23 protein-coding genes are annotated in these 19866 nt (G+C 63.0%); 15 read left to right on the top strand and 8 right to left on the bottom strand.

Annotated elements, in window-relative coordinates; translation table 11 throughout:
* Positions 1 to 54: 54 nt before the first annotated feature.
* From AC0L3D_RS20145 to AC0L3D_RS20135, 3 genes are all read right to left on the bottom strand, one after another.
* The gene (locus AC0L3D_RS20145) at positions 55 to 921 is read right to left on the bottom strand and encodes a lytic transglycosylase domain-containing protein (protein ID WP_128170589.1); all 867 of its coding nucleotides are present in this window, start codon (positions 919 to 921) and stop codon (positions 55 to 57) included.
* A 4-nt stretch (positions 922 to 925) separates the two neighbouring features.
* Positions 926 to 2179 (bottom strand): flavodoxin-dependent (E)-4-hydroxy-3-methylbut-2-enyl-diphosphate synthase, encoded by a 1254-nt coding sequence (gene ispG, locus AC0L3D_RS20140; RefSeq protein ID WP_027152966.1) that lies wholly within the window; start codon positions 2177 to 2179, stop codon positions 926 to 928.
* A gap of 376 nt (positions 2180 to 2555) precedes the next feature.
* Positions 2556 to 2741: a YdcH family protein gene (locus tag AC0L3D_RS20135; protein WP_023797036.1), complete on the bottom strand. Its 186-nt coding sequence runs from the start codon at positions 2739 to 2741 to the stop codon at positions 2556 to 2558.
* A 240-nt stretch (positions 2742 to 2981) separates the two neighbouring features.
* On the opposite strand from AC0L3D_RS20135, the gene AC0L3D_RS20130 reads away from it, so the two are divergent.
* Entirely contained in the window at positions 2982 to 3185 is a 204-nt protein-coding gene (locus AC0L3D_RS20130) for a YdcH family protein (protein WP_023797035.1), read from the top strand.
* Between the two features lie 33 nt (positions 3186 to 3218).
* Here the strand turns inward: AC0L3D_RS20130 and AC0L3D_RS20125 are convergent, their stop codons facing one another.
* Positions 3219 to 4022, bottom strand: a complete 804-nt coding sequence (locus tag AC0L3D_RS20125; protein ID WP_023797034.1) for an IclR family transcriptional regulator — start codon at positions 4020 to 4022, stop codon at positions 3219 to 3221.
* Between the two features lie 123 nt (positions 4023 to 4145).
* Here AC0L3D_RS20125 and AC0L3D_RS20120 point away from each other — a divergent pair, with 123 nt between their 5' ends.
* The 11 genes from AC0L3D_RS20120 to AC0L3D_RS20070 all read left to right on the top strand — a co-directional run bounded on the left by AC0L3D_RS20120 (position 4146) and on the right by AC0L3D_RS20070 (position 12978).
* Positions 4146 to 5021, top strand: a complete 876-nt coding sequence (locus AC0L3D_RS20120; protein WP_473645598.1) for a transporter substrate-binding domain-containing protein — start codon at positions 4146 to 4148, stop codon at positions 5019 to 5021.
* 71 nt (positions 5022 to 5092) lie between these two features.
* The gene (locus AC0L3D_RS20115; protein WP_473615502.1) at positions 5093 to 5758 is read left to right on the top strand and encodes an amino acid ABC transporter permease; all 666 of its coding nucleotides are present in this window, start codon (positions 5093 to 5095) and stop codon (positions 5756 to 5758) included.
* Between the two features lies 1 nt (position 5759).
* Positions 5760 to 6410, top strand: a complete 651-nt coding sequence (locus AC0L3D_RS20110) for an amino acid ABC transporter permease (protein WP_077380470.1) — start codon at positions 5760 to 5762, stop codon at positions 6408 to 6410.
* A gap of 4 nt (positions 6411 to 6414) precedes the next feature.
* The gene (locus tag AC0L3D_RS20105) at positions 6415 to 7209 is read left to right on the top strand and encodes an amino acid ABC transporter ATP-binding protein (protein ID WP_031254069.1); all 795 of its coding nucleotides are present in this window, start codon (positions 6415 to 6417) and stop codon (positions 7207 to 7209) included.
* 36 nt (positions 7210 to 7245) lie between these two features.
* Positions 7246 to 7707, top strand: coding sequence for a RidA family protein (locus tag AC0L3D_RS20100; RefSeq protein ID WP_023797029.1), 462 nt, complete (start codon positions 7246 to 7248; stop codon positions 7705 to 7707).
* Between the two features lie 24 nt (positions 7708 to 7731).
* Positions 7732 to 8937 (top strand): aminotransferase class V-fold PLP-dependent enzyme, encoded by a 1206-nt coding sequence (locus AC0L3D_RS20095; RefSeq protein ID WP_473645597.1) that lies wholly within the window; start codon positions 7732 to 7734, stop codon positions 8935 to 8937.
* Positions 8938 to 9041: 104 nt separating this feature from the next.
* The gene (purE, locus tag AC0L3D_RS20090) at positions 9042 to 9539 is read left to right on the top strand and encodes a 5-(carboxyamino)imidazole ribonucleotide mutase (protein WP_023797027.1); all 498 of its coding nucleotides are present in this window, start codon (positions 9042 to 9044) and stop codon (positions 9537 to 9539) included.
* Positions 9536 to 10612, top strand: coding sequence for a 5-(carboxyamino)imidazole ribonucleotide synthase (locus AC0L3D_RS20085; protein WP_023797026.1), 1077 nt, complete (start codon positions 9536 to 9538; stop codon positions 10610 to 10612). Before purE ends, AC0L3D_RS20085 begins: the two co-directional genes overlap by 4 nt.
* A gap of 281 nt (positions 10613 to 10893) precedes the next feature.
* Entirely contained in the window at positions 10894 to 11019 is a 126-nt protein-coding gene (gene ykgO, locus AC0L3D_RS20080; protein WP_006327841.1) for a type B 50S ribosomal protein L36, read from the top strand.
* 219 nt (positions 11020 to 11238) lie between these two features.
* Positions 11239 to 11823 carry a tetratricopeptide repeat protein gene (locus tag AC0L3D_RS20075; RefSeq protein ID WP_023797025.1) on the top strand — a complete coding sequence of 195 codons (585 nt, stop codon included), beginning with the start codon at positions 11239 to 11241 and terminating at the stop codon, positions 11821 to 11823.
* Between the two features lie 87 nt (positions 11824 to 11910).
* Entirely contained in the window at positions 11911 to 12978 is a 1068-nt protein-coding gene (locus tag AC0L3D_RS20070; RefSeq protein WP_473645595.1) for an alpha/beta fold hydrolase, read from the top strand.
* Between the two features lie 33 nt (positions 12979 to 13011).
* On the opposite strand, the gene pyk is transcribed toward AC0L3D_RS20070, so the two are convergent.
* Both pyk and AC0L3D_RS20060 read right to left on the bottom strand, forming a co-directional pair.
* A complete protein-coding gene (gene pyk / locus AC0L3D_RS20065) occupies positions 13012 to 14448 on the bottom strand; it encodes a pyruvate kinase (RefSeq protein ID WP_128176197.1) in 1437 nt (478 codons plus the stop codon).
* Entirely contained in the window at positions 14445 to 14933 is a 489-nt protein-coding gene (locus AC0L3D_RS20060; RefSeq protein WP_023797022.1) for a DUF1036 domain-containing protein, read from the bottom strand. The genes pyk and AC0L3D_RS20060 overlap by 4 nt, the downstream gene beginning before the upstream one ends.
* A 245-nt stretch (positions 14934 to 15178) precedes the next feature.
* Between AC0L3D_RS20060 and AC0L3D_RS20055 the strand changes: the two genes are divergently transcribed.
* The 3 genes from AC0L3D_RS20055 (at position 15179) to AC0L3D_RS20045 (ending at position 17701) form a co-directional block, all read left to right on the top strand.
* The gene (locus tag AC0L3D_RS20055; protein ID WP_473645593.1) at positions 15179 to 15976 is read left to right on the top strand and encodes an N-formylglutamate amidohydrolase; all 798 of its coding nucleotides are present in this window, start codon (positions 15179 to 15181) and stop codon (positions 15974 to 15976) included.
* Between the two features lie 25 nt (positions 15977 to 16001).
* Positions 16002 to 16310, top strand: coding sequence for a DUF1244 domain-containing protein (locus AC0L3D_RS20050; RefSeq protein ID WP_023797020.1), 309 nt, complete (start codon positions 16002 to 16004; stop codon positions 16308 to 16310).
* A gap of 194 nt (positions 16311 to 16504) precedes the next feature.
* Positions 16505 to 17701 (top strand): MFS transporter, encoded by a 1197-nt coding sequence (locus AC0L3D_RS20045; RefSeq protein WP_128176202.1) that lies wholly within the window; start codon positions 16505 to 16507, stop codon positions 17699 to 17701.
* A gap of 153 nt (positions 17702 to 17854) precedes the next feature.
* Here the strand turns inward: AC0L3D_RS20045 and AC0L3D_RS20040 are convergent, their stop codons facing one another.
* Both AC0L3D_RS20040 and AC0L3D_RS20035 read right to left on the bottom strand, forming a co-directional pair.
* Complete coding sequence (locus tag AC0L3D_RS20040) at positions 17855 to 18013, bottom strand: DUF3309 family protein (protein WP_023797018.1); 159 nt, start codon at positions 18011 to 18013, stop codon at positions 17855 to 17857.
* Positions 18014 to 18120: 107 nt separating this feature from the next.
* Positions 18121 to 19866 (bottom strand): efflux RND transporter permease subunit (locus AC0L3D_RS20035; RefSeq protein WP_473645591.1); only part of this gene is annotated, 1746 nt, incomplete at its 5' end.

The raw sequence follows: 19866 nt of genomic DNA, 5'->3' as shown, positions 1-19866 counted from the left end.
CGTGGAATAAAAGCGCAGCTTCGATGGTTTGTCGGGAAAATCAGTCGGCACCCATCACCGATTCCGCACCACAATGCATGCACCGCCGACGCTTTGCAGTTTCCGGCAGATGTTGTCGGCCTTGGCTTTGGAGTCGGCGCCGATGCGGACAGCATAGATCCCGCGCCTGCCGATCGGCGAGCGCACCCGGCTGACCACCGGATCATGGCCCTTAAGCAAGGCCGGAAACCGGCGCTTCACACCAGTCCATTGATTGAGCGCCGCGGCGCGGCGGAAATTGCCGGCCACCTGCACGCCCCACGGCTTGATGTTGATCGACGCCATGGCCACGGTTTGGGACTTGATGACCGGCAGTTTTCGGCAGGCGACCGCGAAGCTCGCTTTCTTGTCGAGCGGCTGGATGCTGCCGGCATAGGCGGTGTCGGTGAACCTGTCGGCCGGCTCGCCCATGATGTCCAGGACGTAATTTTCGGTCTCCATCGGCAGGAAGCCGCCGGAACTCAGCCAGCGCGACACCCGGCTTTCGCCGGCATTGTAGGCGGCGGCGGCCAGGCCCAGATTGCCAAAGCCGGTTTTCATCTCGGCGAGATATTTTGCCGAGGCCGGAATGGCCTGCTCGATATCGAAGGAATTGGCGAGGCCGCGTATCTTGGCGGTGCCCGGCATGAACTGGGCAATGCCTTCGGCGCCGACCGGACTGACCGCATTGGGGTCGAAGCGGCTTTCCTTCCAGATCAGCCGGGCAAAGAAATCCTTGGGCAGGCCGTTTTGATCGGCATGCGCCTCGATCAGGTTGCAAACCCGGTCGAGCAGCCGCTGCTTGGCAGGGCGCGGCGGATCGGCGTGGACGGCTGTCGCCCAGCCCAGCCCACCAAGTAAAACACCAAGCAAAATCGGCGTCGCCCAAGGGAAGCGCCGCATCGACCTACTCCGCCGCAGCCTTGCCAGGTTGCCCAAACCGCTGCTCGATATAGTCGGCGACCATTTTCTCGAAGTCGGCGGCGATCGAAGGGCCGCGCAGCGTCGCCGCCTTCCTGCCGTCGACGAATACCGGCGCCGTCGGCGTCTCGCCGGTGCCGGGCAGCGAAATGCCGATATCGGCATGCTTGGATTCACCCGGACCGTTGACGATGCAGCCCATCACCGCGACTTTGAGGTTTTCGACGCCGGGGTATTTTTCACGCCACACCGGCATGTTCTTGCGCAGATCCGCCTGGATATCCTGCGCGAGTTCCTGGAACACGGTAGAGGTGGTGCGGCCGCAACCGGGGCAGGCGGCGACGATCGGTACGAACTGCCGAAACCCCATGGTCTGCAGGAGTTCCTGCGACACTTGCACCTCGCGGGTGCGGTCGCCGTTCGGCTCCGGCGTCAGCGAGATGCGGATCGTGTCGCCAATGCCTTGCTGGAGAAGAATGCCCATCGCCGCGGATGAGGCGACGATGCCTTTCGAACCCATGCCGGCCTCTGTGAGGCCGAGATGCAGCGCGTGGTTGGAGCGGGTGGCAAGCTCGGTGTAGACCGCGATCAGATCCTGCACGCCGCTGACCTTGGCCGACAGGATGATCTTCTCACGGCCAAGGCCGATCTCCTCGGCCATTTCGGCCGACAGAATCGCCGACTGCACGATCGCCTCGCGCGTTACCTCCTGCGCGGTCAGCGGAAAGCCCTGGCGCTGGTTGTCGTCCATCAGCCTGGTCAAAAGCTCTTGGTCGAGCGACCCCCAGTTGACGCCGATTCGCACCGGCTTGTCGTACCGGATCGCCATCTCGACGATCGCCGCGAACTGCCGGTCCTTCTTGTCCTTGAAGCCGACATTGCCGGGATTGATGCGGTATTTGGCCAGCGCCTCGGCGCAAGCCGGGTGGTCGGCGAGCAGCTTGTGGCCGATATAATGAAAATCGCCGACCAGCGGCACATTTATGCCGAGCCGTTCGAGCCGCTCGCGGATGGCGGGCACGGCGGCGGCACTCTCGTCGCGGTCGACGGTGATGCGCACGATCTCGGAGCCGGCGCGATGCAGCGCGGCAACTTGAGCGACTGTCTGGTCGACATCGGCGGTGTCGGTGTTGGTCATCGACTGAACGACGACAGGGGCGCCCCCGCCGACCATCACGCCGCCGACGTCGACACCGACAGACGTGCGGCGCGAGAAGGGTGAAGAAAAATATCCGGTCATGGCCGGCTGCCCTTTGTTAGCGCCGATTCCGGAATCGGTTTCCGGAAACAATCTGCGCAAAAATCAAAAATACAGCGTCCATTGCGCGTCCGAAAGGAGGCGCGGCGCTATAGAAGGTCCCGGCATGAGGTGGAGGAGCAAAGATGGCTTGTCAATGGCGATAGGCAGGCAAACCTGTCAAATCGAACCGCCGGACAAACAGGGAAACGCTCCGGCGGCATTGGTTGCCACGGGAGAAGATGGTCGGGCAAAGCGCGCATTGTTCCCTGCATGACCCCGAAACCGAAAGGATTTTCGGAAAGGACCATGCGCCGAAATCAGAAGCACGACAGCGCCCTTTGCGCGTCCAAAGGACGCGCAGCGCCGTAGATGAGCGTCAGTGCGTGGTGGGTTTCGGCTTCGCCTTCAATTTCTCAATCTCGTCCTTGAGCGCCAGCTTGCGCCGCTTGAGATTCACGATTTCGAGGTCGTCGACCGATGGATGGTTCATCGCATCATCGATTTCGCGTTCGATGTCGCCGTGTTTCCGCTGCAGCTCATCAAGATGGGATGCAAGAGACATGATTGGTTCTCCCTTTCATGGTTTCCTCGATTGCAGCCGTCAAGGCGCGTCCCACCGCAATTTCGCTTCTGTGACGGCATAATGACAGTGTGCCACTATCGGGCACCGATGTCGAATGCTGCGTGGTAGCATTCCACGACAATACGAAATGTGGTATTGGCTGCGCGCCGGTGCAAGATACCTCCGGCCTCGCCCAATCAGGCCCATTTTTGGGCGCCGCAGACGTGCAGACGGTAAATAATGTCCGAACAGGAACAGGCCGATATCCGCCTCGAATATTCTCGGCTGAAGCAGGAACACGCCGATTTCGACGCGGCGATCAACGCGATGATCGCCATGGGCTGCGACCCTCTGCAGATCCAGCGCATGAAGAAGAAAAAGCTCTTCCTGAAAGACCGGCTGATGGCGCTGGAAGACCGGATCATCCCCGACATCATCGCGTGAGCGAATCCCACTTACGGTCGCGACAAATCCTGCTCATCCCGTGATCGAAAGCCTCGCGGCGCGTTCGCGCAGCAGGGCGATGAGATCGCCGGTCTTTTCCTCGGAAGTGTCGATGGGAACCACCAGGCATATCGTCGCCTCGACCTTGCCGGCAGCTGAAAAGACCGGCGCGGCAAGGCACTTTGTATAGGCGTCGACAAGACCGGAAGTCACACAGTAGCCGGCAGCCCCGGCCGTAGCGATATCTTCTATGAAGTCGTACAGCAGCAATCTGCGGCCATCCGGCAGGACGAGATCGTCTTCGGACACCATGTCTTCGATCACAGCCCGTTCGAAACCGGCGAGAAGCAACCGCCCGGAAGCGGTCCAGGGAAGCGGTATCTGCAGACCCGTGGCCGAACTGATCCGGAACGGCCTGGTGCCCGGGCTTGAATGGACAATCGTGTAGCGGCCGCTTTGCAGCATGCACAATTCGGAGGTCTCGCCTGTCTCGCGCGAAAGATCGTCGACTTCCTGACGCCCTCTCCTGAGCAGGTCGTTGCCGCGCACATAGTCCATTCCGTAGAGATAAAGCTTCTTCCCGAAATAGACGCGATTGCCGTCGCCGGCCATTTCCAGCAGGCCCGCATCCACGAGCGAGCGCACAAGCGTGTAGATCGTCGAGCGCGGCGCATTCACTCCCTTGGCGAGATCGCCAATCCCGATCGCTCGCTGGTTCGCATGAAGAAACTCCAGGATATGGAGCACGCGGTTGAGACCCTTCTCGCGGGAGCCCGCAATCCTGTCTTCGTCCGGACCAGCGTCCGGCCGAACTGCCAAGCCATTGCCATCTTGCATTGCTGATTCCTGGTGTTAGTATCTGTCTCGTACAGGATACATGTGTCTTTTGTAAGAGACAATCCAGCAGATTACCGATGCATGTATCGGCAAAGGGGAACACAACACGAAAAGGAGGTCGCCGTGAACGACACATCCAAAAGACGTGATTTTCTGAAACTGGCCGGGCTTGCAACGGCCGGAGTGGTGGGCGCAGCGACAACAGTCGATGTTCAGAAGGCGGCGGCGCAGGCGGCACCGGACAGCCTGCTGCGCACCGTTCTCGATCGCGGCAAGGTGATCGTCGGCACCGGCAGCACCAACGCGCCTTGGCACTTTGAAAACGATGCCGGCGAACTGGTCGGCATGGACATCACCATGGGGCGCATTCTTGCCAAGGGACTTTTCGACGATACGGCCAAGGTCGAGTTCGTCATGCAGGATCCGGCCCAGCGCATTCCGAACGTGACCACCAACAAGGTCGACATTTCGATCCAGTTCATGACCATGACCGCCCAGCGCTCGCAGTTGATCCACTTCTCCCGGCCCTATTACGTCGAAGGAATCGCCTTGCTGACCCTTCCGAACGCCGAAAACAAGACCTTCGACAAGCTGCTTGCCGGCGGTTCGGCGACGCGGGTTTCCATCCTGCAGAATGTCGATGCCGAGGCAAATGTGCACATCGTCCTGCCGGAGTCGCAGGTGATGCAGATAGACACGCAGGCCAACGTGCTGCAGGCACTGGAATCGAAACGCGTCGACGCCGCCGCCGTCGATCTGTCGACGGTTCGCTGGCTCGCCTCGCGTAATCCGGACAAATACTTCGATGCCGGCAAGAGCTGGTTCTCGATGCTTTACGGCGCCGCACTTCGGCAAGGCGACCTCGACTGGCTGACCTTCGTCAACACGACCTTCACCACGGCCATGTTCGGCCATGAGACGGCGCTCTACGACGCTGCATTCAAGGACTATTTTGGACAGGAGCCGCCGGCGCGCCATCCCGGCTTCCCGGTCATCTGATGCAAGCAAGCGGAAGGGCTTGCGCCCTTCCGCGGCTTATCGTCGACAGCCCTCGATAATGACAGGGACACATGGGCTATACCCTGAACTTCAACCTGATCTGGCGGCATTTCGACAAGCTTTGGGGCGGGCTGCTGCTCAGCCTCGAGCTGGCCGTGATCTCCATCGCGATCGGCATCCTCATCGGACTGCTTCTGGCGGTCTGGTACGTGTCGGCCGGGCGTGCGGTGCGGACCGTCATCGCCGCCTATGTCGAGTTCATCCGCAACGTGCCGCTGATCCTGCTCGTCTATCTCGTCTTCTACGGCCTGCCGACGGTGGTCGACATCGCCTACAGCGCGCAGACCTCGTTCATCGCCACGCTGTCGCTCTATAGCGGCGCTTATCTGGTCGAGGTGTTCCGCTCGGGGCTCGAAGCGGTTCCGCGCGGACAGGTCGACGCCGGCAAGGCGATCGGCCTGACCCCATGGCAAAGGCTGGTCCATGTGCGCCTGCCGACGATGCTGCGCATAACGCTGCCCGCGCTTTCCAACACGTTCCTGTCGCTGTTCAAGGACACGTCCGTTGCGTCGGTCATTTCGGTGCCCGAACTCACCTACGGCGCCCAGTGGATCAACTTCAACACCTTCCGCATCGTCGAGGTCTACCTTGTGGTGACGGCGATGTATCTCTTGACCGGCTACGCGCTTCTTTTTGCACTTCGGCTTGTCGAGCGCCGGTTCAGGGCGGCGCACTAGGATGCTTGGCCAGATCGCCTATGCCTTGCCCTTCCTGGCCCAGGGTTTTGCCGTGACGCTATGGGTGTCGCTGCTGGTCGTGGTGTTGTCGCTCGTCGCCGGCGTGATGATGGGCGTCGGTCTTGTCTATGGCCCGGCTCCGCTGCGCTGGGCAGTGCGCATTTTCAGCGACACCATTCGCGGCATTCCGATCCTGGTGCTCATCTTCTTCGTCTATTACGGCCTGCCTGCCGTCGGCCTCCATCTGGAATCCTTCTGGGCAGCCGTGCTGGCGCTCACCCTGTTCAAGACGGCGCAGGTCATCGAGTATCTGCGCGGCGCGGTCGGTTCCATACCGAAGGGGCAGTCCGAAGCGGCGATGGCGATCGGGCTGACCTTTCGCCAGCGACTGGCCTATGTCATCTTCCCGCAGGCGTTCAGGCGTTTCCTGCCGCCATGGATCAATGGCGTCACCGATGCGGTGAAGGGCAGCGCGCTGGTCTCGCTGCTCGGCATCACCGACCTGATGCACGCCATCAACCAGGTCATCGGCCGCACCTACGAAGCGATGCCGCTCTACATCCTCGGCGCGGTCATCTACTTCGCCGTCAATTACGCGCTCTCCCTGGCCAGCCGACGGTTGGAGCGGCGTTTCTCCTTCATCCGGGAATAGCAAGATGCCCATCGCCACGCCCGCCAATCCGGCGCTTCTCGATGTCTCCGAGGTTTCCAAGTCCTTTGGATCCGTCGCGGTCCTGCGCTCCGTCAGCCTGCAGGTGACGCGCGGCGAGGTGGTGACTGTCATCGGGCCTTCCGGCAGCGGCAAGACCACGCTGCTGCGCTGCGTCAACTTCCTAGAGAGCTACGACAGCGGCTCCATCCGCATCGACGGCAAGGAGGTCGGCTTTCGCGACACGGGAACACGCCAGCGCCGCAGCGAGCGCGACCTGGCGAAGATGCGGGCCGAAACCGGGATGGTGTTCCAAAGCTTCAATCTGTTTCCGCATCTGACGGCGGCCGGCAACATCATGCTTGGCCTGCGCAAGGTGCGCGGCAAGAGCAGTACCGAGGCCCGCGCCATTGCCGAGCACTGGCTCGGCCGGGTCGGCCTTGCCCACAAGGCCGACAGCCTGCCGGCCGAGCTTTCCGGCGGCCAGCAGCAGCGAGTCGGCATTGCCCGCGCGGTGGCGATGGAGCCGAAAATCCTGCTTCTCGACGAGATAACCTCCGCGCTCGACCCGGAACTCGTCGGCGAGGTGCTCGAGGTCGTGCGCAGCCTGGCCGAGGACGGCATGACGATGGTGATGGTCACGCACGAGATGGCCTTTGCCCGCGATGCCTCGAGCCGCATCATCTTCATGGCAGATGGCGGCGTCAGCGCCGCGGGCCCGCCCGCCGAGATTCTGGGCGCGGAGATCGACAATGAGCGTCTCCGCAGTTTCCTGGCGCGGTTTCGTGCCTCGCATTTCTGACATCGGACGGCGAAAGCTGTCGCAAGGAGCCTTTTCATGACGCCTTACATCCGGCTCGCCGAATTGGGCCTGACGCTGCCCGAGCCGCCGACGCCGATCGCCAACTTCGTCACGCACGCCGAAAGCGGACGGCTGATCTTCCTCTCCGGCCAAGGCCCATTGCGCGCCGACGGCACGCTTTGCACCGGCAAGGTCGGCGAGGATGTCACGGTTGAAGAGGCCTATAAGCATGCCCGTCTCACCGGTCTGAACCTGCTCGCCGTCATGCACGCTGCGGCAGGCGACCTCAGCCGCATCGTGCGCGTCGTCAAGCTGCTTGGCTTCGTCAACGCGATCCCGACCTTCAGCGACCATCCGAAGGTGGTGAATGGCTGTTCCGATCTTTTCGCCGCTGTCTTTGATAGTATCGGCGGGCACGCCCGTTCGGCGATCGGTGTCGGCTCCCTGCCGGGCAACATCACCGTGGAAATCGAGGCGGTCGTCGAGATCGCCGCCTGAAATCTACCAATGGGACCTTTAGAGATGAAAACCTATTCCGCGAACGGCTCCAACACGACAATCCGCGAACGGCTCGGCCTTCGCCCGATCATCAATGTCTCCGGCACGATGACGGCACTCGGCGCCTCGATCATCGTCCCTGAAGCGATCGCCGCTATGTCGGAAATCGCCTCGCAATGGGTGGAGATGGACGATCTGCAGCGCACCGCAAGCACGGTTGTCGCGCGCCTCACCGGCGGCGAGGCCGGCTTAATCACGGCGTGCTGCGCCAGCGGCATCACCATGGCCATTGCCGGCACGATGACCGGCACCAACCTTCTGGCGATCGAGCGGCTGCCGGACGACACCGAGGGCCTCAAGTCGGAGGTCATCGTCCAACTCGGCCATATCGTCAATTACGGCGCGCCGATCGACCAGTCGATCCGGCTCGCCGGGGCAAGCACCGTACCGGCCGGTACGGTCAGCGTGACGCAGGATTATCATGTGCGCGAAGCGATCCGCGACCGCACCGCAGCAGGCCTCTATGTCGTTGCCCATCACACGGTGCAATACGGCATGCTCTCGCTCGAGGAGTTCTGCGAGATCTGCCACGCCAAAGGCGTCCCGGTGATCGTCGACGCCGCCTCCGAATACGATTTGCGCGGCTTTCTCGCGCGCGGCGCCGACATCGTCGTCTATAGCGGACACAAATTCCTCTCGGGACCGACAAGCGGCATCGTCACCGGGCGCAAGGATCTGGTGCGCGCCGCCTATCTGCAGGTCCGTGGCGTTGCGCGGGCGATGAAGGTCGGCAAGGAAAGCATCGCCGGCACAATGGCCGCACTGGAGGCCTGGGAGCGGCGCGATCATGCCGGCATCCGCAAGCGGGAAGAAGCGGCGCTCGATCTGTGGAAGGACGCATTGCAGGACCTGACCGGCATCGCCGCGCATGTCATTCCCGATCCGACCGGCAATCCGCTCGACCGCCTGCAGGTGTTTGTTACGGCTGAGAGCAGGTTCACCGCCGCCGGCCTTGCGTCGGCGCTGGCGGCCGGTTCGCCTCCCATTATAGTGCGCAACCACGAAGTCGAGCGCGGGCATTTCTTCCTCGATCCATGCAATCTTCATCCCGGCGAGGCGGAAATCGTCGCCGAACGCCTGCGGGCCGTGTTGAGCGCGGCCGAGCGTCCGGCGGATGCGATGAAGGCAGCCCGCAAGGATAGCGCCGGCGCCTTGCGCTGGCCGGATTAGGTAATGATGGCGCCTCGCGCCAGAACGCTTGCGCAGAGGCAGCGCATCCTTGCCGTCGAACCCGAATTCCGCTAAGGCGCGCCTTTGCCGCCGGGAGCACAAGCTTGGACGATCACCGCGCCGACGTCGCCATCATCATGGGCAGCCAGTCCGACTGGGCGACGATGCGCCACTCCGCCGAAACGCTGGAGGCGCTGGGCATCCCGCACAAGCGGCTGATCGTCTCGGCTCATCGCACCCCCGACCGGCTCTATGACTTCGCCAAGGGAGCCAAGGCGGCCGGCTTTCGGGTGATCATCGCCGGCGCCGGCGGCGCGGCACACCTGCCCGGCATGACGGCGGCGATGACGCCGCTCCCGGTTTTTGGCGTGCCGGTGGAATCGAAGGCGCTTTCCGGACAGGACTCGCTGCTCTCCATCGTGCAGATGCCGGCCGGCATTCCGGTCGGCACGCTGGCCATCGGCAAGGCGGGCGCCACCAATGCCGCCCTTCTGGCTGCGGCCGTGCTGGCGCTGACCGACGAAAAGCTCGCCGCCCGGCTCGATGCTTGGCGCGCCGCCCAGACCGCCAAGGTCGCCGCCGAGCCCACGGACACGCCATGAGCCTGGCCGCCGGATCGACCATCGGCATCATCGGTGGCGGCCAGCTCGGCCGCATGCTGGCGATGGCCGCGGCGCGCCTCGGCTACCGCACGGTCGTGCTGGAGCCGCAGCCGGATTGTCCGGCGGCACAGGTCGCCAACCGCCAGATCACTGCCGCTTATGACGACACGGCCGCGCTCGCCGAACTGGCTGCAGTCAGCGCCGTCGTCACCTACGAGTTCGAGAACGTTCCAGTCATGGCCGCCAGCGCGCTTGCCGTCACGGTGCCCGTCTACCCGCCGGCGCGCGCGCTGGAAGTAGCGCAGGACCGGGTGGCGGAGAAGAAATTCCTCAACGGCATCGGCATTCCCACCGCTGATTTCTGCCCCGTCGACAATGACGACGAATTGACGGCGGCGCTGAAAAAGTTCGACGGCAGCGGTATATTGAAGACGCGACGCATGGGCTATGACGGCAAGGGCCAGCGCGTGTTCCGCAATATGGAAACAGGGGGCTTTGCCGGCACCTGCGAGGCAATGGGCAACGTGCCGCTGGTCCTCGAATCCTTCGTCGCCTTCGAACGCGAGATTTCGGTGATCGCGGCGCGCGGCATGGACGGTTCGCTCGCCGCCTACGATCCGGCAGAAAACATCCACCGCAGCGGCATCCTGCACAGCTCGACCCTGCCGGCCAGGATAGGGTCCGAAACCGCCGCTGCAGCGCAGGCGGCGGCAGCAGAAATACTCGCCGCGCTCGACTATGTCGGCGTCATCGGCATCGAGTTCTTTGTCCTTGCCGACGGCGCGCTGCTGGCCAATGAGATCGCGCCGCGTGTTCACAATTCCGGCCACTGGACGGAAGCCGCCTGCCTCGTCTCGCAGTTCGAGCAGCACATTCGCGCCGTCGCCGGCCTGCCGTTGGGAAACCCCGGCCGCCATTTTGACTGCGTCATGGAAAACCTGATCGGCGACGATATCCTGCGCGTCCCGGCCCTGCTCGTGGAGCCCGATCTGATGCTGCATCTCTATGGCAAGGCCGAGGCACGTCCCGGCCGCAAGATGGGCCATTTTACGCGAATGAGCCGCCACCGTTGAGGCTATTGGACGGCGCCGCTCTAAAGCGCGTCGCATTTGACCGGCCTCACGCGACGCGCTTTAGATTGTTGTTTTATGCATGTCGTTATCGCAAAACCGCTGCACACTTTTACGCGACATGCATTAATGCCGTCGACAGGGCAGAAACTCAAACTCCGCCACATGCTTGGTTGACACGGGCAAGGCTCCTCGTTTATGAGCCACGCACAAGTTGAGAGGCGCGCTTTCCGAGCGCGCCTTAATAATTCGGCCCAAGTGGGCCCAGACCGACGGGCAAGACCATGAAGATCAAGAATTCGCTCAAGGCGCTCAAGGCGCGTCACCGCGACAACCAGCTGGTTCGCCGCAAGGGCCGCGTGTACATCATCAACAAGACCGCTCCGCGCTACAAGGCGCGCCAGGGCTGAGCCTTTTCGCGTTGGGGGCGCCTGCCTCCGCGCCTGCATGATGTACCGCATCGATCCAAAAATCGGAATCGATTTTCGGAAAGCACGATGCCAGGAATTCAAAATGCTGGAACGGCCTTTACGCGTCCAAAAGGACGCGTGGCGCTCTAATACCGGCCTGCCGGCCCTTTCACGCTAAATTCAGTTTGACGATCCGCTGTCCGGGGTTAGATTCCGGTCATGCGGATTCATTTTGCATTCTTCGCGGCGCTTTTTCTTTTCGGTGTCGCCCCGCTTCCGGCTCAAGCGGAAGACCCGGTCACCCCTCCGGTTGCCACGACCAGGGAGGAAAGGCTCGACCAGCTGTTTGTCGACCTGAAGCGCGAGCTCAATGAAAAAGCCGCCGAGCGCATCGCGGCGCGCATCTCGCACGAGTGGTCGCAATCCGGCAGCGCCTCGATCGACCTGATGATGCAATGGTCGCAAAAGGCGGCCGAAGACAAGAAGTTCGACGTGGCGCTCGACTTCCTCGACCAGGTGGTGACGTTGCAACCGGCCTATGCCGAAGGCTGGAACCGGCGCGCCACCGTGCATTTCATGATGAATAACTTTGGGAAATCGATGGCGGACATCGACCGCACGCTGCAGCTCGAGCCGCGCCATTTCGGCGCGCTGTCCGGCCTGGCGCAGATCATGGCGGTAACCGGCCACAAGCAGTCGGCGCTGGAAGCCTGGCAGCGCGTGCTCAGCATCTATCCGATGATGCGCAGCGCCCAGGATCAGGTCGGCACGCTTTCGGAAGAACTTGCCGGCGAAGGGATCTGAATTCCCAGTTGGCGGACAATTCCACTTAAGTGAAAGTCTTTTTAGCTAGACTGTGAACTAATTTCGCTCCGGTCCGTACCTCTCTCCATGAACCCGATCTACGCCGCGCTCGCCTTCCTCCTGGCGCTTGTGTTCACCCTTGCAGGTGTCACCCGCGCCGGTTCATGGCTGATCGAGCGCCGCAATCCGCCGAGCGGCGACTTCGCGGATATAAACGGTGCCCGCATCCACTACGTTCACGTTCCGGCGCGGGAAAACGCCGAACTGCCGCCGATTGTCTTTATCCACGGCGCCAGTGCCAATCTCAGGGATCAGATGCTGCCGTTGAGGCCCTTGCTGGAAGGCCGTGCCGAGATGCTGTTCTTCGACCGCCCGGGTGCAGGCTGGTCGGCGCGCGGCCCCGGCAACAACGAGACCCCATCGGCGCAGGCCAGCACCATCGCAGCGCTGATGGACCATCTCGGCATCAGGAAAGCCATCATCGCCGGCCATTCCTTCGGCGGCTCGGTGACCACCGCCTTCGGCCGCGAGCATCCCGACAAGACGCTCGGCCTGGTGTTCATGGCGCCTGCCACCCATCCCTGGCCGGGCGGCGCGACCGCCTGGTACTACAATTTGACGACCATTCCGATCGTCGGCCGGCTTTTTTCCGAAACGCTGACCTATCCGTCGGGAACGCTGCAGATGAATGCCGCCACCGCCTGCGTCTTTGCCCCCAACAAGGTGCCGGACTTCTATGTCGCCGAGGTCGCGATCCCGCTGGTGCTTCGGCCGAACGCCTTTCGTGCCAAGGCCACCGATGTCGCCGGGCTTTATCGCTACACGCTCGATGCCGCACCGCACTACCGCGATATCAAGGCGCCGACTGTGGTCATCTCGGGCGACCGCGACAAGGTGGTCTATGCAACGATCCATTCGGTCGGCCTCGTCCGCGACATCGCCGGGGCCGAACTGGTCTGGGTCCGCAATCTCGGCCACAAGCCGGACTGGATAGCACCCGATCTCGTTGTCGGCGCGATCGAAAAGGTCGCCGGCAAGGACGTGGACCTCCAGGCAATGGCGAAGGCCGTGGAAATCAGGATTGCCGGCGACACCTACGGCGCCGGCAAATGCGCCGACATCACAGCGCCGGAAGCCGAACTCGCGCCAATTTAGAGCAACCGAAATCATTCGAAGCGACGGCTAAGCCTAGCGGCGGGCCTGCACGTCCGATCCGACATAGGCGATGCGCAGCATGTTGGTGGAGCCGGGCGTCCTCAACGGCACGCCGGCGGTGATGATGACCCGGTCGCCGGGCTTGCCGAACCCCTCGTCCAAAGCGATGCGGCAGGCGCGGTCGACCATGTCGTCGAGGTCGATGGCGTCGGGCGAGACGACGCAATGCGTGCCCCACAAAAGCGACAGCCGCCGCGCCGTGTTGACGATCGGCGACAGGGCGACGATCGGCACCTGCGGCCGCTCGCGCGCGGCGCGCAGGCCGGTCGTGCCGGACGCCGTATAGCTGATGATCGCCGACAGTTTCAGCGTCTCGGCGATTTCGCGGGCGGCAAGCGAAATGGCGTCGGCGCCGGTCGCTTCCGGCTCCGAGCGCTGCGCATTGATGATGCCGGCATAGGTCGGGTCGGTTTCGACCTTGCTGGCTATGCGGTTCATCATCGCCACCGCCTCGACCGGGTAGGCGCCGGCCGCGGATTCGGCCGAGAGCATGATGGCGTCGGCGCCTTCGAACACGGCGATCGAGACGTCCGACACCTCGGCGCGGGTCGGCACCGGCGCGGTGATCATCGATTCCAGCATCTGCGTGGCGATCACCACCGGCTTGCCGGCGCGGCGCGCGGCGCGGGTGATCTGCTTCTGGATGCCGGGCACGGCTTCGAGCGGCATTTCGACGCCGAGATCGCCGCGGGCAACCATCAGTGCATCCGAAAGTTCGATGATCTCGGCCAGCCTGGCGACGGCTTGCGGCTTTTCGATCTTGGCCATGATCAGCGCCCGGCCGCGCGCGATCTTGCGCGCTTCCGCCAGATCCTCCGGCCGCTGCACGAACGACAGCGCCACCCAGTCGACGCCGGTGGCCAGCACAGCATCGAGATCGCTGCGGTCCTTTTCGGTCAGCGCGCCGACCGGCAGGTCGGTGTCGGGCAGGCTGACGCCCTTCTTGTCGGAGATGCTGGTGCCGGCGACGACGGTGCAGGCGATCGCCTGTCCGTCGCTCTCCACCGCCTTCAGCTCGAGCTTGCCGTCGTCGATCAAAAGACGGTGACCGGCCTCGACCGATCTCAGGATTTCCGGATGGGGCAGATAGACCCTGGTCGAGTTGCCGGGCTCGGGATTGTCGTCGAGCGTGAAGGTCTGGCCGAGTGTCAGCGTCTCCTTGCCGTTGGCAAACTTGCCGACCCGAAGCTTGGGTCCCTGCAGGTCGGCGAGAATGCCGATCGGCCGGCCGACCGCTTTCTCGACGGTGCGGATGCGACCGACAAGTGTGCGCATCAATTCATGATCGGTGTGGCTCATATTGATGCGAAACACGTCGGCGCCGGCTTCGAAAAGCTTCTTCAGCATGTCCTCGGAGGAGGAGGCCGGACCGATGGTGGCGAGTATCTTGACCTTGCGGCTGCGTCTCATTGACTGTTTGTTCCCGGGGCGGCTGGAACGCCCCCCGTTGCGGGGTCATCGGTCAGCTGGACCATCCAGCTTGCCTGCTCGCCCGTGTCATATTCCTGGAATCCGGCGCGCTGGAAGCCCCGGGCGACGCAATCGCTAACGCCGGCGATCTTGAACTCTTTTTCGGCCACGCACATGTTGATCGGACCATCCCAGCGCCCGCCGCGCTCGGCGTCTTCTGCATAAAGATAGTAAAATCTTGATGACAGCGGCCCTTCGATCAGCGTCTTGCAGCTCGATCCCTCGATGTGCCACCAGCCTTCGGTGATCCAGCCGGCCTTGGCGCGATAGCCGATGCCGACACCGACCAGGTTCTGCGTGGCGTTGCAGACACGGAAATCGGCGCGTGCCGGCGAGGCAGCAACCATCGCGGCGAGGCCCACAGCGAAGGTCAGGAACGGCATGGCGAAGGCATAGCGCACACGCGGCCTGCCGGCGGAACCCATCCTGAAACCTCTCAAGAACCACATTTGCATCTCTCAACGCCCCTTTTCGGAAAAGTCCGGGCGCATGTCAACGCGCCCTTCCGCCCAATTCCAATCGATTTAGAAAGGCTTCGGCGCACGGTCGGTCGCCTTCTGCCAGATTTCCGCAGAAACCGTGGCCAAACGACGGCATTGCGTAATCGTCCCCTTCGTGGAATGAGGATACCATCCTCCCTGGAAGCCAGCGAACAGACCATTTCCCGCCGATGACCCGATCCACAGTTTTCGCGCCTTTCGACATCGTCGAGGGCGGCCGCAAGCGAGGCATCGTGCTCCTGGCCGACCACGCCCGTCGCGACCTGCCGGAAGAGTATGGTAGCCTCGGCCTGCCGGCGGCGGAATTCGAGCGCCATATCGCCTACGACATCGGTGTCGAGACGGTGACGCGAGAACTGGCCGCTTTGCTCGGCGTGCCGGCAGTACTCGCCAATTTTTCGCGGCTTCTGATCGATCCCAATCGCGGCGAAGACGATCCGACGCTGATCCGCCAACTCTATGACGGCAGCGTCATTTCGGGAAATTATCCGCTTGCTCTGAAAGAACGTGAAAGGCGGCTCGACCGCTTCTATCGACCCTACCACGATGCCGTCGGCGCCGTGATCGCCTCGGTGGCGCAGGCTTGCGCAAGCGCCCCCTTTATCCTTTCGGTGCATTCCTTCACCCCGTTCATGCAGGGGTTCGTGCGCCCTTGGCATGTTGGTATCTTGTGGGATCGCGACGACCGGGTGGCGCGACCGCTGATCGACATGATCGCCGAGGACAAAAGCCTTGTCGTCGGCGACAACGAACCCTACGACGGCGCGTTGCGCGGCGACACCATGTTCAGGCATGCCATCGTCAACGGCTTTGCCCATGCGCTGATCGAAATCCGTCAGGACCTGATCGCCGATCGGCAGGATGCGGTCGCCTGGGCCGAACGGCTGGCGCCGATCGTTGACGCGATCAATCGCCGTCCCGATATACATCGGGTCAAACGATTCGGCTCGCGCACCGGGCCGCTCTAAGGAGGCCCAAGGAGGCCCAGAACACATGACCGAACTCAGCGACGAGCAGAAACGCGATTTCGAAGCCGCCGCCTTCCGCCGACTGGTCGCGCATCTGCGCGAACGCACGGACGTACAGAACATCGACCTGATGAACCTCGCCGGCTTCTGCCGCAATTGCCTCTCCAACTGGTATCGCGACGCCGCGGAGGCCGAGGGTGTCGATCTTAGCAAGGACCAGTCGCGCGAGATCATCTACGGCATGCCCTATGCCGAATGGCAGGCGCTCAACCAGACCGACGCCTCCAATGCCAAGAAAGCCGAGTTCGAGGCAAGACGCCCCAGGGATCACTGAGACCACGATCCCGAAAGTGGAAACCGGTTTTTGGATAAGATCGTGGTCGAACAAAGCCCGACCAGATCGGCTTCATCAACCTGGGTGCAAGCGAGCCGTTTGGCCCAAGCACTTTTCAAGAACGAGCGCTTGACTGAGGATTGAATCGATCTAATTTGCGGCGCGAAACTATTTTTCGCATCGGATTCTACACGATGGACACGCTAAACCGCATGCAGGCTGCCATTCGTGGACGATGGGCGGTGGCTGCCATCTTCCTGGCCAATGGCTTTCTGACCGGCGCCTGGGCGCCGCAGATCCCTGTGGTGCTGACCCGGCTGGATATCAGCAAGTTCACGCTTGGCCTGCTGATCCTGCTGTTCGGCGCCGGCGCGGTCACAGCGATGACCTGGTGCGGCCACCTGATCTCCAGGCATGGGTCGCGTAGCGTGCTGCGCTGGTTCGGCCTCATCGGCAGCTTCGGCCTGCTGGTTGTGGCGCTGGCTCCCAACGTGCCGCTGGCGGCCATCGCCATGTTCATCTTCGGCGGGTCGATCGGCGGCATGGATGTCGCCATGAACGCCAATGCGGTGACGGTGGAACGGCGCTTGTCCCGGGCCATCATGTCGTCCTCGCACGGCTTCTGGAGTCTTGGCGGTTTCGCCGGCGGCGCTCTCGGTGGCCTCGCCATCCAAAATTACGGTCATCTCGCCCATGCGACGGTGGTGACGGCTCTCGCTTTCGCCGTGATTGCAATGGCAGTCCGCTACCTGATCGACGAGGGCAAGCCGCCCCAAGCATCCTCGGGGGTCACCGGGCATCGCAAATTTGCGCTGCCTGGGAATCCGCTGGTCTATCTGGTCGGGCTGATGGCGCTGATGACAATGATCTCCGAGGGTGCGGTGCTCGACTGGGCAGCGCTTTACCTGCAACAGGAACTCGGCACCGACCTCGCTGTAGCTGGTTTGGCCTACGCCGCCTTTTCCGGCGTCATGGCCGTCATGCGCTTCCTCGGCGACGGGGTCCGCAACCGTTTCGGCGCCGTGACGACGCTGCGCGTATCGGCGCTTGTCGCCGCCGCCGGCATGCTGGTGGCCGGACTGGCGCCCTCGCCCTGGCTCGCCATCTCAGCGTTTGCCTTTTGCGGCTTCGGCATCGCCAATATGGTGCCGATCCTGTTTTCGGCCGGCGGCAACCAGGAAGGCATGTCGTCCGGCACCGGCATGAGCGTCGTCACCACAATGGGCTATTCCGGCATTCTGGTGGCGCCGTCGGCAATCGGCTTCATCGCCGAGCATTCAAGCTTCGGTCCGATCTTTGTCGCTTTGTCGGGACTGCTGGTCGTCGTATTCTTGATGGCCGGGCTCGCTCACCGCGCCGAATTCGCGCCTGACGCGGCCCCGGCCGAATAGCGCTTCAACGCCTCGTAGAGGAAATCCGCAGCACGGCGAATGCGCACGCTGGTGCACACGTTGCGATGCATGGCGAGCAAATCAAACGCTACAGCGCTGCGAGTCCTGGAGGACGCGCAGCGCTGCAGGTTCCGCGCGCACCAATCTCCGGGGTTAAATCCTGCCCATCAGCAGCAAAATCAGCAGCACGACCAGGATGACCCCGACGATGCCGGAGGGGCCATAACCCCAGGAACGCGAATGAGGCCATGCCGGTATCGCGCCGATCAGGATGAGGATCAGAATGATGACGAGAATGGTGCTGAGCGTCATGAGAAACTCCCCGCTTTGAGGCATTCCATGACAGGACAATGCAAAAGGCCGCTGGGTTGTTCCCGGCGGCCTTTTCTACCCTGGGGCTGAAATGTGAAGCGAGCGACCTATTCGGCGGCCCTCGGGAAGTCGATCGCCGGCTCGTTGAGCAAGCCGGGCCTGGCGGAGGCCTCCATAGTCGCATCGGCTGGCGTTCCGCGCCGGAACAGCCGACGGAAGAATGCATAGAAGCGGCTGTTCTTGCTGCGCGTGAACACCATCAGCATCGACGGCGTCACCACCAGCGTCAGCAAGGTGGCGAAGGACAGGCCAAAGACGATTGCCGACGACAGAGAAATCCACCATTGCGTCGACGGCGCGTTGATCGTCGTCTCGTGATGGAAGATTTCAAGACCGAGGCCGAAGGCGATCGGCAGCACGCCGAGGATCGCCGACACCGCCGTCAGCACGACCGGGCGGGCACGTTCGCGGCAGGTCTGCAAAACCGCGTCCATCTTGTCCCAGCCTTCTTCGCGCAGCCGGTCATAGGTGTCGATCAGCACGATGTTGTTGTTCACCACCACGCCGGCCAGCGCGATGACGCCGATGCCCGACATGACGATGCCGAACGCCTCTCCGGTCAACAGCAATCCCAGGAACACGCCGACCGTCGCCATGACCACGCAGGACAGCACCAGCCAAACGCTGGTGAACTTGTTGAACTGCATCAGCAGCACCAGGAAGATCAGGAAGATCGCGGCGCCGAAGGCTTTGCTGAGGAAAGCGCTGGCCTCGGCGCTGTCCTCGTTCGAGCCGGCAAGCTTCCAGCGTATGCCGCTGCCGAGATCCATCTCGGCGACCGCCTGGGTGACCTGCTGCTGGACGGAAGCGACCTGCTCGCCGGCGGCGACATTGGCCTGGACGACCACGGTGCGCGCGCCGTCGATGCGGTTGAGGATGCCGACGGTCGGCTCGGGCTTGCGCGCGACGAAATTCGAGATCGGCACCGACCCTTGCGACGTCTGCACCCTGAGGTCGTCGAGCGTCGACAGCGTGCGCCGGTCCTCGGGCAGGCGCAGCCTGATGTCGACGGCGTCGTCAGCACCGGCCGGCCGGTATTCGCTGAGCTTCAGCCCGTTCGTCACCAGTTGCACCACCGTTCCGACCGAGGTCGGGCTGATGCCGTATTGTGCCGCCTTGGCGCGGTCGACGTCGAGCGCCCAGTCGACGCCCGGCGGCGGCAGGCCGTCGGAAATATCGATGACACCGGGGACCTTGGCAATTCGCGCGGCGACGGCGCGCGCCTTGTCGTCGAGGCCTTGCGGGTCGACGGCCGAAAGCCTGATCTGGATCGGCTTGCCGGTGGGCGGGCCGGCCTCGGGCACGCGAACCTCGACGTCGACACCGGGAATGCCGGCCATGACGCCGCGCAGTTCGTCCAGGATGGCGTTCGCCGATTTGCGCTCGCGCCAGTCGACGAACTCGTACTGGATGACGCCGACCACGTCTTCAGGAATGTCCTGGCCGCCGCCTTGCGTCTTGCCGACTCGGGTATAGACCGATTTCACCCCTGGCCAGCCGAGAAGCCGGTTTTCCGCGGTCGTCGTGGCGGCATCCATTTCGGCGAGCGAAAGATTGCCGCGGGCGTGCACATAAAGCAGGCCGTAGTCGGGCTCGACATTCGGGAAGAACTCGACGCCGGCGCCGTATTTCGAATAGGCAAAGCCAACACCGAACAAAAGCACGACGGTGAGCAGAATGACGGTGATGGGAAAGCGAACCGCCTGCTTGACCACCGCCATGTACCAGCCGTCGCGGTTGTCGTTCTCGTGATGCGGCGGCGCCTTGGCGAACAAGGCGCCCAGCGCCGGTGC

The organism is Mesorhizobium sp. WSM4837, from assembly GCF_055811435.1.
This window is presented reverse-complemented; position numbering and strand designations above follow the sequence as displayed.